Source organism: Arthrobacter sp. 05L421 (genome assembly GCF_056397785.1).
Genome location: NZ_JBFTOC010000005.1, coordinates 13,578 through 27,016, shown reverse-complemented (window position 1 = coordinate 27,016; position 13,439 = coordinate 13,578). Strand labels below are relative to the sequence as shown.

The following is a 13,439-nucleotide window of genomic DNA, read 5'->3' as shown; positions in this document are numbered from 1 at the left end:
GGACGCCCGCACCGCGGATCCGTTGCCCCAAGGCCGCGCGGAAATCCCAAAGCTGCGCGGACCAGCCGGCCGGCCCCCTAGATGCCGAGCGTCTCCCGCAGCGCCCGGACGTGGCCCTGCGCACTGACCTGGTACTGCGCCAGGACCACATTCCCGTCGGGGCCGACTACCACGGTGGAGCGGACGGTTCCTTCGCGGACTTCGCCGTCCACCAGCTTCTCACCCCACGCCCCGTACGCCAGCGCCGTGGCGTGGTCCTCGTCGGCGAGCAGCGGGAACGTGAGTGCATGTTCCGCGGCGAAGGCGGACAGGGCCTCCGGTGCGTCAGGTGAGATACCCAGCACCGCGAAGCCCGCGTCCTGGAGGGCCGCAAGGCTGTCGCGGAAGTCGCAGGCCTCGGTGGTGCAGCCGGGGGTGGCAGCGCGGGGGTAGAAATAGACAATGACGCTCTTGCCGCGGAAATCGGTCAGGGAAATCCGGTGGCCCGCAGCGTCGGACAGCGTGAATCCGGGTGCAGGAGTCCCACTGTGCAGTCTGGTGGTGCTGTTGAGTTTGGTCGTCCTGTGCAGTCTGGTGGTGCTGTGCAGTTTGGTGGCAGTTGTGGACTGCATGCGGTTCCTTTGATCGGGGGTCGGGATAGTTGCGGGAGGGAACTCAGATGCTGTATTCCGCCGGTCCGCGCACCGTCGCCTGTGGTCCGGGGACGAAGCGATAGCCGCCGCTGCGGACGGTGACGACGGCGTGCCGGCAGCCTTTGAGTTTCCGGCGTAACCGGCCGACGTACACGTCGATGGACCGTGTTGCCGCACCCGGGGTGTCGAATGCATCGAGGCAATGCTGCAGCTCCTGCCGGCTGACCGTGCGGGAGCAGTTCTGCACGAGGCATCTTAGGAGGGTGAACTCCAGCTCCGTCAGGGGCACCGGCTCGCCGTCGAGCTTGGCGTCCCCGGCCGCGAGGTCGACGGCGAGCCGGCTGATGCTGCCGGGGGCGGGCGCCGGACCCGCCCCACCGTCGTCGCCGGGGGTGTCCCCTGCAGGAACCTCTGGTGCGGTTCCCGCGGGGGTGCTGTCTTCCGGGGACCGGACGACGGCGGACGTTGCGGCTCCGGCGGCGGGCCTAAAGTGGACTTCCGCCTCCGGGGCACATCTGAGGGCGCGGGCGAGCACGAGCTCGGCCGCGCGAGCCAGAATGGCCGGGTCACAGTCGGTGGCTTCCGGCAGGGTGACCCAGACGGCCAGACCCTTCGCGGTGAGGGCGGCGTGCCGGGCCCGTGCGGGAAGGGCCTGGCCGCGGCTGGCTTGCCGGGCCCTTCCGTGCACGTTGTGTCCGGCACCGGCCACGGCCGCCTGGCTCATACTCCGCCGCGGCGGATGAGCTTTCCGCCGGGGGTCTGGCCATCGATCAAGCTGCCGCGCAGGAATGTTTTCCGGACCACACCCGAGAGCGCCTTGCCGTCGTAGGGCGTGATGGGGTTCTTGTGCTTGAGCTTGGACACATCCACCACGAAGGCTTCGTCGGGCGCAAAGACGGCGAAGTCGGCGTCGTACCCCAGCGCGAGCTGGCCCTTGGTTGAGATGCGTGCCAGGGCTGCCGGCTTCTCGGCCATCCAGGAAACCACCTGCTCCAGGGAGATGCCGCGGTGCCGGGCCTCGGTCCAGATCAGTGACAGGCCCAGCTGCAGCGAGGAGACACCGCCCCAGGCCACGGCGAAGTCGCCGTTTTCCAGGTCTTTCAAATCCAGGGTGGAGGGCGAGTGGTCCGAGACGATGCAGTCGATGGTGCCGTCCTGCAGGCCTGCCCACAGCAGTTCGCGGTTGGAGGCTTCGCGGATCGGCGGGCAGCACTTGTAGGCCGTTGCGCCGTCCGGGATTTCCTCGGCCGTCAGCGTCAGGTAGTGCGGGCACGTTTCGACGGTGAGGTGGACGCCGTCGCGCTTGGCGGTGGCGATCATGGGGAGCGCGTCGGAGGAGGACAGGTGCAGGATGTGGGCGCGGGCGCCGGTCCAGCGGGCCCGTTCAATGACCTCGGCGATGGCCTTGTTCTCGGCGCCGCGGGGGCGGGACGCCAGGAACGTGGAGTAGTGGTCGCCGCCCGGGTGGGGTGCGTGGTCGATCGCGTGGGAGTCCTCTGCATGGACGATCATGAGCGAGTCGAAGGACTTCAGCTCGGCCATGTCCTCTTCCATCTCGTCCGCTTCCAGGTGCGGGAACTCGTCCACACCGGAGTGCAGCAGGAAGCATTTGAAGCCGAAGACGCCCTCGTCGTGCAGCGGCCGCAGTTCGTGCTTGTTGCCGGGGACGGCTCCGCCCCAGAAGCCCACGTCCACGAACGCCTGGTCCTCGGCCACCTCGCGCTTGAGCTTCAAGCCCTCCACCGTGGTGGTGGGCGGAATGGAATTCAGCGGCATGTCGATGATGGTGGTGACGCCGCCGGCCGCGGCCGCCCGGGTGGCGGACGCGAAGCCCTCCCACTCGGTGCGTCCGGGCTCGTTGACGTGCACGTGGGTGTCCACGAGGCCGGGCAGGAGGGTTTCGTCGTCGGCGAGCTCGATCACCTCCGTGCCGGCAAGTCCGTTGCCGAGCGGCTCGATGGCGACGATCTTCCCGCCGCGCACACCGACCTCGCGGGCTGCGAGGCCAGCGGTGGTGAGAATGCGCCGGCCCCGGATGACGAGGTCAAAGCTGTCTTCAGACATTGAGGGTCTCCTTTGTGCGGGCACTGTTCCCCGGCGCAATGCTGGCGGGGACCAGGCCCGGCAGTTCCGCGCCGATTTGCTTTCCCAGTTGCTCAAGCAGGGGTCTTGGTTCGGCTATACATATTTCTACATTGGCCTCCAGCGATGTCAGCGGGTAGACCTGCCGGAATCCGGAATCCTCCTGCTGTTCCCGCGTCAGCGTGGTACGGCCGCAGACGGCCACCACCGGCACGCCGGCCCGCGCAGCCGCCCTTGCAACGCCCATGGGCGTCTTGCCCAGCAGGCTCTGCTCGTCGAGGCTGCCTTCGCCCGTGATCACCAGGTCCGCGCCGGCCAGCCGCTCCGCCAGCCCGGTGAATTCAAGGACCACGTCGATGCCCGGCCGGCGGGTCGCAGCCAGAACCGCGATCGCGGCATAGCCCACGCCGCCGGCTGCCCCGGCGCCCGGAGCCGCGGTGGCCTTCCCTGCGCGCGGCCCGATTTCGGCCCCGAGCACGTCTGCAAAGTGGGCCAGTGCGGCGTCGAGGACCGCTACGTCCTCAGGCGTAGCGCCCTTCTGCGGGCCGAAGATCGCCGCGGCACCCTGGGCGCCGAGCAGCGGGTTGTCCACGTCGCTGGCGAGCACGAAACGTGCCCCGTCCAGGCGGGAATCGAACCCGGAGAAGTCGATCCAGGCCAGCCGGGCGAGGGCCGCGCCGCCGGGCGGCAGAACACCACCGTCGGCGTCGAGGAATCTGGCGCCGAGTCCCTGCAGGAGCCCGGCTCCGCCGTCGGTGTTGGCGCTGCCGCCGACGCCCAGAATGATCTGCCGGCACCCGGCGTCGAGCGCTGCCCGGATCAGTTCCCCGGTGCCAAGGCTGGTGGCGCCTTTGGCGTCCTTGACGCCGTCCGGCAGGACGGCGAGGCCGGACGCGGCGGCCATCTCAATGACCGCCGCGCGGCCGCGGACCGCGAACTCTGCTCGGAGCGGGGCGCCGGTGGGGCCGCTGACGACGGCGCTGCGGCGGGTGAAGCCGGAGCCGACGGCGGCATCGAGGGTGCCCTCGCCGCCGTCGGCCACGGGAATCCGCAGTACCTCCAGGTTGCCTCCGCATGCCCTCTGGAGCCCCGTTTCAAGGTGCCGGGCGACGTCCGGGGCCGAGAGCGAGCCTTTGAACTTGTCCGGCGCAATGACCACCCGCATCTCAGGCCTGCAGGGCCAGGATGGCGGTCGGGGCGTCTTCGGCGGTCTCGGCCAGGGCCTCGAACTCGTTGACGGCGTTGATCTCGGTGCCCATGGAGATGTTGGTGATCTTCTCCAGGATCACTTCGACCACGACGGGAACCTGGAACTCGCCCATGAGGGCCATGGCCTTGTCGAACGCGGCCGGCAGGTCCTCAGGGGTTTCCACCCGGATGGCTTTGCAGCCCAGGCCCTCTGCCACTTTGATGTGGTCCACTCCGTAGCCTCTGGCGGTTTCGGAGAGTTCGGTGGAGTTGATGTTCTCGAACGCCAAGGACACGTTTTGTTCCATGTTGAACCCGCGCTGGGACTGGCGGATCAGCCCCAGGTAGGAGTTGTTGACCACGACGTGGATGTACGGCAGGTTGAACTGTGCGCCCACGGCCAGTTCTTCGATCATGAACTGGAAGTCGTAGTCACCTGACAGGGCAACAACGGTCTGGTCCGGCTTGCCGCGAACCACGCCCAGCGCCGCGGGGGCCGTCCAGCCCAGGGGGCCTGCCTGTCCGGCGTTGATCCACTTGCGGGGGCCGAAAACGTGCAGCATCTGGGCACCGGCGATCTGCGACAGTCCGATGGTGGACACGTAGGTGGTGTCCTTGCCGAATGCCTTGTTCATCTCCTCGTACACGCGCTGGGGCTTGATCGGCACGTTGTCGAAGTGGGTTTTGCGGTGCAGGGTGGCTTTGCGTTCGGAGCATTCGGTAACCCAGGCGCTGTAGTCCGGCAATGACCCGGCGGCGCGGCGTTCCCGGGCCAGTTCCAGCAGCCCGTCCAAGGCGGCCCCGGCGTCGGAGGCAATGCCGAAGTCCGGGGAAAATACGCGGCCAATCTGGGTGGGCTCGATGTCGATGTGCACGAACGTGCGCCCGGCGGTGTAGGTGTCCAGCCCGCCGGTGTGGCGGTTGGCCCAGCGGTTGCCGATCCCGATCACGAAGTCGCTGCGCAGGAAGTTCTCGTTGCCGTAGCGGTGGCTGGTCTGCAGGCCCACCATGCCGGCCATGAGTTCGTGGTCATCAGGGATGGCGCCCCAGCCCATCAGGGTGGGGATCACCGGGACGTTCAGCAGCTCAGCCAGTTCCACCAGTTGCCCGGAGGCGCCGGCATTGATGATGCCGCCGCCGGCCACGATCACCGGGCGCCCGCCCGCGGTGAGCATGGCCAGTGCCTTGTCCAGCTGCTTCCGGCTGGCCTTGGGCTTTTCCACGGGCAGTGGCTCGTAGGTGTCGATGTCGAATTCGATCTCGGCCATCTGCACATCGATCGGCAGGTCCAGCAGGACCGGGCCCGGGCGGCCTGAGCGCATCAGCTGGAAGGCCTTCTGGAAGGCGCCGGGGACCTGGCCCGGTTCGAGGATGGTCATGGCCAGCTTGGTGACGGGCTTGGCGATGGACTCGATGTCCACGGCCTGGAAGTCCTCCTTGTGCAGCTTGGCAACAGGTGCCTGGCCGGTGATGCAGAGCATCGGAATGGAATCGGCCCACGCCGCGTACAGGCCGGTGATCATGTCCGTGCCGGCGGGGCCGGAGGTGCCGATGCAGATGCCGACGTTGCCGTCCTTGGCCCGGGAGTACCCGTCGGCCATGTGGCTGGCGCCTTCGACGTGGCGGGCCAGGGTGTGGCGGATGCCGCCGTGGGCCCTCATGGCCGAGTAGAACGGGTTGATCGCCGCGCCTGGCAGGCCGAACGCCTCGGTGGCGCCCTCCTTCTCCAGGATGGCGACGGCTGCGTCTACAGTGCGCATCTTCGTCATGGTGTGCTCCTTGAAAGTCTGTTTTTGGGTGTGCTTGAGGTGCCGGCGTCGTGATGGACGACGGCGGATGTGAGCGTGTGTGGGTGGGGCTGGTCCGGATTCGGGTGGCCCGCGGCGTAGGGGCTAGCTGCGGCCGCTGAGCTGGAGGACCTGCTTGAAGAGGCCGGAGTGGTCCAGGCCGCCGTCGCCCTGGTTGACGGTGGCGGCGACGAGTTGCGCGACGACGGCGCCGAGGGGGACGGCGACGTTGGCCTCGCGGGCCGCGGAGGTGACGATGCCGAGGTCCTTGTGGTGCAGGGCCAGGCGGAAGCCGGGATCGAAGTTGCGGTCGAGCATCTTCTGGCCCTTCTGGTCCACGACCTTGGAGCCGGCCAGGCCGCCGCCGAGGACCTTGAGGGCGGCGTCCGTGTCCACGCCGTAAGCCTCAAGGAAGGCGAAGGCCTCCGCAAGGACCTCGATATTGACCGCGACGATCAGCTGGTTGGCTGCCTTGACGGTCTGGCCGGAGCCGGAGGGGCCGACGTGGACGATGGTCTTGCCCACTGCGTCAAGGACATCCCGAGCGTCCTCGAAATCTGCCGTTTCGCCGCCCACCATGATGGACAGGGCCGCATCGATAGCGCCCTGTTCGCCGCCGGAGACCGGCGCGTCGAGGGGGCGGATCCCGGCGGCGCGGGCGTCATCGGCGAGGCACTTGGCGACATCCGGGCGGATGCTGCTGGCATCGATCCACAGCGCGCCCTTCTTGGCGTTGGCGAAGACGCCGTCCTTGCCGCTGACTACGCCCTCAACATCAGGGGAGTCCGGCACCATGGTGATGACGACGTCGGCGTCCCTGACGGCCTCCGCGATGCTCGTGGCACCCGTGCCACCTTCGGAGACGAGCTTGTCGATCTTGTCCTGGCTGCGGTTGAAGCCGGTGACGGTGTGGCCGGCCTTGACCAGGTTGATGGCCATGGGCAGGCCCATGATTCCGAGCCCGATGACTGCAACGTTGCTCATTGTGGTTCTCTTTCTGAAGTCTTTGGATGCGGTTTTAGCGCGGGTGTGTTGTTTAGGTGTTGGCTACCGGGAGACGCGCTGGCGGATGGCCCAGCTGAACGCGGTCGCGGCCGGTTCCTTGTATTCCAGGCCGATGTGTCCCTCGTAGCCGAGTGCGCGGCTGCGGGCGATCCATTCGCCGAGGGGAAGCTGCCCGGTTCCGGGAGCCCCGCGGCCGGGGTTGTCGGCGATCTGGATGTGGCCGAAGTCCTTGGCGTGCTTTTCGATGACGGCGGCGACGTCGTCGCCGTTGACCGCCAGGTGGTAGAAGTCGGCGAGGAGCTTAACGTTCTCGGCGCCGGATTCCTGCTTGACCCGGGCAATGACGTCGAGGGCGTCCTGGGCCTTGAGCAGAGGGTACTTGGGGGCACCGCTGACGGGTTCCAGAAGGACCGTGCCGCCGATGCGGGCGACGCCGGCGGCCGCCGTGGCAAGGTTTTCCGCGCCAATGGCGTCCTGCTGCTCCGCGGATTCGCCGGCGATGCGGTTGCCGTAGAGGGCGTTGAAGGCCTTGCAGCCGAGGCGCTCACCGATGCCGGCGACGACGTCGATGTTGTCCTGGAATTCGGTGGAGCGTGCCGGCCAGGAGACCAGGCCGCGGTCGCCGCCGGGCATGTCGCCGGCGTTGAAGTTCAGGCCCGTGAGCTGCACGCCGGCGTCGATGATGGCCCGTTCGAAGCGGGTGATCTCGGCGTCGCCGGGGACTGATGTTGCGAACGGCCACCAGAACTCGACGGCGTCAAAGCCGGCAGCCTTCGCCGCGGCGGGGCGCTCGAGGAGGGGCAGTTCGGTCAGCAGGATGGAGCAGTTCACTGAATACGTCATGGCGGGTTCTTTCCGGTCTGGGTGGGAGCTGGATCCCGGGCGTCGTTGCCCGGCTACCTTTCCTGAATGAATTCCACTGTGATAATTTCCACAGTATTGATTTCCACTTTGTGGAATTAAGATTCTGCTTTATGAAAAGTGTAGGGAAGGTAGGGCGGGGGAGTCAAGGGGTGCGTGGAAGCGTAACGGGTGAACGCGGGGGTGTGGGCTGCGGGGGAGGCGCGTGGGAATCCCGTGTTTCGGGTCCGGCGTTTCAGGGCGCGGCAGTCCGGGGCGTGTGGGAAACAGCCCGGAGATTTATCCGCCCTTGCGGGGGTCCTTTCGGGCCGCCAGGCCGACGAGGGCGCCGAGCCCAATGCCGATCAACAGGCCCGTGAACGGCTGGTCGACGGTGGTGGCTCCGATGGCGAAGCCGAGGGCCGCACCAAGGAGCATTCCGATCGACAGGGATTCGTACTTCACACGCTCAGGCTAGCAAGCCTCGCGGGGGCCACAAGGGGTCACGGTTCTGGCACCGCGGATGGCTCCGGAGTGCCGTATGGCCCGGAACCACGAAGGGGTCCGCCCCGGCCTGCGGGGCGGACTCCATGGCGTGGATTGGTCTTACGTGAGGCGGATCTGGCGGTTGACGTCCTTGTAGAGCAGGTAGCGGAATGGGCCCGGCCCGCCGGCGTAGCAGGCCTGCGGGCAGAAGGCGCGCAGCCACATGAAGTCGCCCGCCTCGACTTCCACCCAGTCGTCGTTGAGGCGGTAGACGGCCTTGCCCTCCAGGACGAAGAGCCCGTGTTCCATCACATGGGTTTCGGCGAACGGGATGGACCCGCCGGGCTGGAACGTGACGATGTTGACGTGCATGTCGTGGGCGAGGTCGTCCGGGTCCACGAAGCGGGTGGTGGCCCAGGCGCCGTCGGTGTCCGGCATGGGCCGCGGCTCGACGTCCTGGTCGCGGGTCACGAACGATTTTGCCGTGAAGCCTTCCAGCGGCTCATAGGCCTTCCGGATCCACTGGAAACTGGCAGCCTCCGAGGGAGCATCGTTGGAGACCTTCCAGTCCGAGCCGGCGGCGAGGTAGGCGTAGCCGCCGGTCTCAAGGTGGTGGATTTCGCCGTCGAGGGTCAGGGTCAGTTCTCCCTTGGTGAGGAAGATGACGCCCTCGACGCCGGCCTCCGCCTCGGGCTTGTCGCTGCCGCCGCCGGGCGCTACTTCCACGATCAGTTGCGAGAACGTCGTGGCGAAGCCGGCGATGGGCCGGGCGATGATCCACGCGCGTGTCTTGGTCCAGCCGGGAAGGTTGCTCGTGACGATGTCGCGCAGCACCCCCTTCGGGATGACCGTGTAGGCCTCTTTGACCACGGCGCGGTCGGTGAGGAGCTGGGTCTGGGGCGGCAGGCCGCCTTCGGGTGAAAAGTAGTTGCTCATGGGTCCGCTCCTTTGAGAAGGGTCAGTGAATGGGTCAGTGGTTGTGGGAGGCGGCGGGCTGTGCCAGCCGGGGGTGTGCCAGGACGGTCAGCTGGGGCAAGCCAATGCCGGTCAGCTCCAGGACTTCGTCTGCGCCGGCAGCACCGCACTGGATGCCCCGCAGCACGAAGGCTGCCAGTGCGCGTGCGGTGGCGGGTTCATCCATAACGCCGCCTTCGGTGCGCTCCGCATAGTTGCGGAGCCGCGCGGCGGCGGCGGGAAGCCCCTGCCGGTAGAACGCGTAGGTGGCGGCGAAGCGGCTCGGCAGCTGTGCAGGGTGAAGATCCCAGCCCTGGTAGTAGCCGCGCTCCAGTGAGCGGCGGACCAGCCGGCCGTGGAGCCGCCAGGCCTGTTCCACGTTCTCGCCCACCGGGATGATGTTGGTGGATCCGTCGGAGAGCCGGATGCCGGTGCCGGCGACGGCAAGCTGCATCACCTCTTTGGCGTAATCAGCCACCGGATGTTCCATGGACTGGTATTCGGCTGAAATCTGCAGGGACGCCGAGTAGTCGTAGGTGCCGTAGTGCAGGGCGCTGATCCGCCCGGGGACGGCGTGCGGCAGCTGCGCCACCGGGGAGGTGCCGTCCGGGCCCAGGATCAGCTGCGGCGTTTCCACCTGCACTTCAAACCGTAGGCGTCCGGCGGGCAGCGAGTGGAGTTCCTCCAGCCGGGACACGGCGTAGTCCATAGCCTGCACCTGGGCCACGGTGGTGACTTTGGGCAGGGTGAGGACCAGACCTTCGGGGAGCTCGCCGGCGGCCGCGAGGCCGGACACGAACAGGTCCAGCGTGCGCAGCCCGCGGGCACGGGTGGGCGCCTCGAAGCACTTGAACCGGATCCCGATGAACGGCGGGGCACTGCCGTCCGCCACGGCGGCGGCAACGGCGGCCGCGGCCGCGACGGCGTCGGCGTCCTCGGCGTCGTCACCTCGGTCCCCGTAGCCGTCCTCGAAGTCCAGCCGGAGGTCCTCGATCGGCTCGCTGGCCAGCTTCGCGGCGACGCGGGATGCGACGGCGCCAGCCAGTGCCGGGTCCTGGCCGAGTAGGGTGCCGAGCCGTTCCAGTCCGCCGTGGGCATCGGCTGCAGCCAGGGCATGGGCACCCCAGTCGGCGGTGAAGTCCGGGGTGAAGCGGTCGGCCGGGACGTAGACGGTGTGTACCGGCTGGCGGGTGCCGTCGTCGCCCGGATAGTTCCGCTGCAGCAGTTCATCCGTTGCCGCGAGCTGGGCATCGATCCGGCTCAGGTCGGCGCCGGAGAGCGACCCGGAGCGCGGCCCGGAGGGAGACCCAGAGAGTGGTCCGGAGGGAGATCCAGCCATGGCTCAGCCCACCCGTTCGTAGGCCGGCGTGGTGAGGAAGTCCGTGTAGTCCTCGGACAGGCAGATGTCGCCAATGAGCTTGCTGGCGGGCAGGTAGTACTTCGCGAAGGCGTCCTCGCCCACCTCGCCGCGGAGCTTTTCGGTTTCCTCGGCCAGGATCCCGGAGACCAGCTCGCGCGTAACGGTCCTGCCGGTGTCCGCGAGGACCACCTGGTTGCGGATCTGCTGCCAGACCTGCGAGCGGGAGATCTCCGCCGTCGCGGCGTCCTCCATGAGGTTGTGGATGGCCACCGCACCGTTGCCCGAAATCCACACCGCTGTGTAGGCGACGGCGACATAGAGGTTCAGGCGCATGCCTGCCTCGGTCACCGTGCCATGGGCGGAGGCGATGTCCAGGAGCTGGTCTGCGGTGACCGAGACTTCAGGGCGCTGCCTGTCCAGCTGGTTGGGCCTCTCGCCCAGCACGGCGTCGAAGACGTCCCGGCAGACCGGCACCAGGTCCGGGTGGGCCACCCAGGAACCGTCAAAGCCGTCGTTAGCCTCGCGGGTCTTGTCCGCGCGCACTTTCTCGAACGCCTGGGCGGTCACATCAGGTTCGCGGCGGTTGGGAATGACGGCCGCCATGCCGCCCATGGCGAAGGCGCCGCGGTGGTGGCAGGTCTTGACCAGCAGTTCGGTGTAGGCGCGCATGAACGGCGCGGTCATGGCCACGGTGGCGCGGTCCGGCAGCACAAAGCGCGGGCCGGCGTCGCGGAAATACTTGATGATGCTGAACAGGTAGTCCCAGCGGCCCGCGTTCAAGCCGGACGCGTGGTCGCGGAGTTCGTAGAGGATCTCGTCCATTTCGAACGCTGCGGGGATGGTCTCGATCAGGACCGTCGCGCGGATGGTGCCTTGCGGTATGCCGAGGTAGTCCTGGGCAAAGACGAAAATCTCGTTCCAGAGGCGGGCCTCGAGGTGGCTCTCCATCTTGGGCAGGTAATAGTACGGGCCATGGCCGTTCTCCAGCAGCTGCCGGGCGGTGTGGAAGAAGTGCAGGCCGAAGTCCACCAGGGCGCCCACGGTGTGTTCGCCGTCGATTAGCAGATGGCGCTCGCTCATGTGCCAGCCGCGCGGGCGGGCGACAACGACCGCCAGCGGGGCGTCGGTGCGGAGGGTGTATTCCTTCCCCTCCGGGGAGGTGTAGGCCAGGGTGCCGGCGGCGGCGTCGCGGAGGTTCAGGATCGATTCGATCACGTTGGACCAGGTGGGGGTGCTGGCGTCCTCGAGGTCCGCGAGCCAGACCTTGGCCCCGGAGTTCAGGGCGTTGATGGCCATCTTGGCCGGTGCGGCAGGGCCTGTCATTTCCACCCGGCGGTCCTGCAGGGCTGCGGGGGCCGGGGCCACCGTCCAGTCGCCCTCACGGATATCGTGGGTTTCCGGCAGGAAATCGAGCCGGCCGGTGCGGGCCACCTCGTCGCGTTTGACCGCGCGGGCCTTGAGCAGCTCCCCGCGGGTGCCGGCGAAACGCTGGTGCAGTTGCTCGATGAAGGCCAGCGCCCCGGGAGTGAGGATCTCCTCCGCACGGTCAACGGGGCGGTGGGCTGAAATGGTGAGGGCCATTGTGGTCCTTCCTGGTTGGTGAATCAGGCGGCGAATCAGGCGTGGGTCAGCGCGGCGGCCGGGGCTGCCGCATGGGCCGCCGCGGCAACTGCGGCGGCGACGTCGGCGGCAACGTGGGGGTCGAAGACGCTGGGAATGATGTAGCTGGCATTGAGCTCATCGTCCGCCACCCGGTTGGCGATCGCCTCGGCGGCGGCCACGAGCATCTCGGGGGTGATGTCCGCCGCCCCCGCGTCCAGCAGCCCGCGGAAGAACCCCGGGAACGCCAGGACGTTGTTGATCTGGTTGGGGAAATCGCTGCGGCCGGTCGCCACCACGGCGGCGTGCCGTGATGCGACCACCGGGTCGATTTCCGGCGTGGGGTTGGCCATGGCGAACACAATAGCGTCCTTGGCCATGGATGCCACGTGTTCTTCGCCGATCACGTGCGGTGCGCTGACGCCGATGAAGACGTCGGCTCCCTTGAGCGCTTCGTGCAGCGTTCCGGAGAAGCCCCGTTCATTGGTGTTCTCGGCAATCCAGGTGCGGTGCTCGTCGTCGTACTGTTCGCCGAAGTGGATCGCTCCCGAGCGGCCGGCGGCGATGATGTTGCGGGCCCCCTGCGCCTTGAGGAGGGCAATGATGGCGGAGCCGGCCGCGCCGACGCCCGAAACGACAATCCGGACCTTGGCGAGTTCCTTGTCCACCACGCGCAGGGCGTTGGCCAGGGCGGCCAGCGTGACGATTGCGGTTCCGTGTTGGTCGTCGTGGAAGACCGGGATGTCGAGTTCCTCGCGGAGCCGGGTTTCGATCTCGAAGCAGCGCGGCGCGGCGATGTCCTCAAGGTTAACGCCGCCGTAGACCGGGGCGAGCGCCTTGACGATCCGGATGATTTCCTCCGTGTCCTGGGTGTCCAGGCAGACCGGCCAGGCGTCGACGTTGGCGAACTGCTTGAAGAGCGCGGCCTTGCCTTCCATGACCGGCAGCGCTGCCGCCGGGCCGATGTTGCCCAGGCCGAGGACGGCGGAGCCGTCGGTCACGACGGCGATGGTGTTGCGTTTGATGGTCAGGTTGCGGGCGGCCTCGGGGTTTTCCGCGATCGCCAGGCAGACGCGGGCGACACCGGGGGTGTAGGCACGGGAGAGATCATCGCGGTTTCGCAGGGCGACCTTCGGGACAACCTCCAGCTTGCCGCCAAGGTGCATCAGGAAGGTGCGGTCCGAGACGTTCCGGACCGTGACGCCGTCGAGCGCGTTCAGCGCGTCCTTGACGCGGGCGGCGTGGCGGTCGTCCGTGGTGTTGCAGGTGACGTCGACTACCAGGGTCTCGTGGTGGGACTCGGTGACGTCCAGGGCTGTGATCGCGGCGCCGGCGGCGCCGACGGCGGCGGCCAGTTCGCTGGTGGCGGTGAAGCTGGACGGCGCCTCCACGCGCAGAATGATCGAATTTCCGGGGCTGGGATTCGCCATTGAATTTCCTCCTAGTCGGCCCGCGGGCGGGCTCTCACTGTGCTCACTTATTTCGTATGATGGATATTATTATCTA

At 67.8% G+C, this 13,439-nt stretch carries 11 protein-coding genes and 1 pseudogene; all 12 read right to left on the bottom strand.

Translation table 11 applies throughout. The annotated features are described in order from the left end of the window. Window positions 1-77: 77 nt before the first annotated feature. Window positions 78-611, bottom strand: a complete 534-nt coding sequence (locus AC1DKQ_RS08200) for a peroxiredoxin (RefSeq protein ID WP_476918673.1) — start codon at window positions 609-611, stop codon at window positions 78-80. 43 nt (window positions 612-654) lie between these two features. Next, window positions 655-1,356: a winged helix-turn-helix domain-containing protein gene (locus tag AC1DKQ_RS08195; RefSeq protein WP_476918672.1), complete on the bottom strand. Its 702-nt coding sequence runs from the start codon at window positions 1,354-1,356 to the stop codon at window positions 655-657. Further along, complete coding sequence (gene allB / locus AC1DKQ_RS08190) at window positions 1,353-2,696, bottom strand: allantoinase AllB (RefSeq protein WP_476918671.1); 1,344 nt, start codon at window positions 2,694-2,696, stop codon at window positions 1,353-1,355. The genes AC1DKQ_RS08195 and allB overlap by 4 nt, the downstream gene beginning before the upstream one ends. Further along, complete coding sequence (locus AC1DKQ_RS08185) at window positions 2,689-3,879, bottom strand: glycerate kinase (RefSeq protein ID WP_476918670.1); 1,191 nt, start codon at window positions 3,877-3,879, stop codon at window positions 2,689-2,691. The genes allB and AC1DKQ_RS08185 overlap by 8 nt, the downstream gene beginning before the upstream one ends. 1 nt (window position 3,880) lies before the next feature. Next, entirely contained in the window at window positions 3,881-5,671 is a 1,791-nt protein-coding gene (gcl, locus tag AC1DKQ_RS08180; RefSeq protein ID WP_476918669.1) for a glyoxylate carboligase, read from the bottom strand. 123 nt (window positions 5,672-5,794) lie between these two features. After that, window positions 5,795-6,691, bottom strand: a pseudogene (locus tag AC1DKQ_RS08175) (2-hydroxy-3-oxopropionate reductase); the annotation flags it as partial. A gap of 45 nt (window positions 6,692-6,736) precedes the next feature. Beyond that, a complete protein-coding gene (locus tag AC1DKQ_RS08170) occupies window positions 6,737-7,537 on the bottom strand; it encodes a hydroxypyruvate isomerase family protein (RefSeq protein ID WP_476918668.1) in 801 nt (266 codons plus the stop codon). Between the two features lie 297 nt (window positions 7,538-7,834). Further along, complete coding sequence (locus AC1DKQ_RS08165) at window positions 7,835-7,999, bottom strand: hypothetical protein (RefSeq protein ID WP_476918667.1); 165 nt, start codon at window positions 7,997-7,999, stop codon at window positions 7,835-7,837. Window positions 8,000-8,140: 141 nt separating this feature from the next. Next, a complete protein-coding gene (locus AC1DKQ_RS08160; protein WP_476918666.1) occupies window positions 8,141-8,956 on the bottom strand; it encodes a bifunctional allantoicase/(S)-ureidoglycine aminohydrolase in 816 nt (271 codons plus the stop codon). A gap of 34 nt (window positions 8,957-8,990) precedes the next feature. Next, window positions 8,991-10,313: a DUF6986 family protein gene (locus AC1DKQ_RS08155; RefSeq protein WP_476918665.1), complete on the bottom strand. Its 1,323-nt coding sequence runs from the start codon at window positions 10,311-10,313 to the stop codon at window positions 8,991-8,993. 3 nt (window positions 10,314-10,316) lie between these two features. Next, on the bottom strand, window positions 10,317-11,915 hold the full coding sequence (aceB, locus tag AC1DKQ_RS08150) for a malate synthase A (protein WP_476918664.1): 1,599 nt from the start codon (window positions 11,913-11,915) through the stop codon (window positions 10,317-10,319). Between the two features lie 35 nt (window positions 11,916-11,950). Continuing rightward, the gene (locus AC1DKQ_RS08145) at window positions 11,951-13,363 is read right to left on the bottom strand and encodes an NAD-dependent malic enzyme (protein WP_476918663.1); all 1,413 of its coding nucleotides are present in this window, start codon (window positions 13,361-13,363) and stop codon (window positions 11,951-11,953) included. Window positions 13,364-13,439 lie beyond the last annotated feature (76 nt).

What these genes read in the sequence shown, in the direction of transcription:
- AC1DKQ_RS08200 (WP_476918673.1), bottom strand. Translation starts at nt 611, where the DNA reads ATGCAGTCCACAACTGCCACCAAACTGCACAGCACCACCAGACTGCAC.
- AC1DKQ_RS08195 (WP_476918672.1), bottom strand. Translation starts at nt 1,356, where the DNA reads ATGAGCCAGGCGGCCGTGGCCGGTGCCGGACACAACGTGCACGGAAGG.
- allB (WP_476918671.1), bottom strand. Translation starts at nt 2,696, where the DNA reads ATGTCTGAAGACAGCTTTGACCTCGTCATCCGGGGCCGGCGCATTCTC.
- AC1DKQ_RS08185 (WP_476918670.1), bottom strand. Translation starts at nt 3,879, where the DNA reads ATGCGGGTGGTCATTGCGCCGGACAAGTTCAAAGGCTCGCTCTCGGCC.
- gcl (WP_476918669.1), bottom strand. Translation starts at nt 5,671, where the DNA reads ATGACGAAGATGCGCACTGTAGACGCAGCCGTCGCCATCCTGGAGAAG.
- AC1DKQ_RS08170 (WP_476918668.1), bottom strand. Translation starts at nt 7,537, where the DNA reads ATGACGTATTCAGTGAACTGCTCCATCCTGCTGACCGAACTGCCCCTC.
- AC1DKQ_RS08160 (WP_476918666.1), bottom strand. Translation starts at nt 8,956, where the DNA reads ATGAGCAACTACTTTTCACCCGAAGGCGGCCTGCCGCCCCAGACCCAG.
- AC1DKQ_RS08155 (WP_476918665.1), bottom strand. Translation starts at nt 10,313, where the DNA reads ATGGCTGGATCTCCCTCCGGACCACTCTCTGGGTCTCCCTCCGGGCCG.
- aceB (WP_476918664.1), bottom strand. Translation starts at nt 11,915, where the DNA reads ATGGCCCTCACCATTTCAGCCCACCGCCCCGTTGACCGTGCGGAGGAG.
- AC1DKQ_RS08145 (WP_476918663.1), bottom strand. Translation starts at nt 13,363, where the DNA reads ATGGCGAATCCCAGCCCCGGAAATTCGATCATTCTGCGCGTGGAGGCG.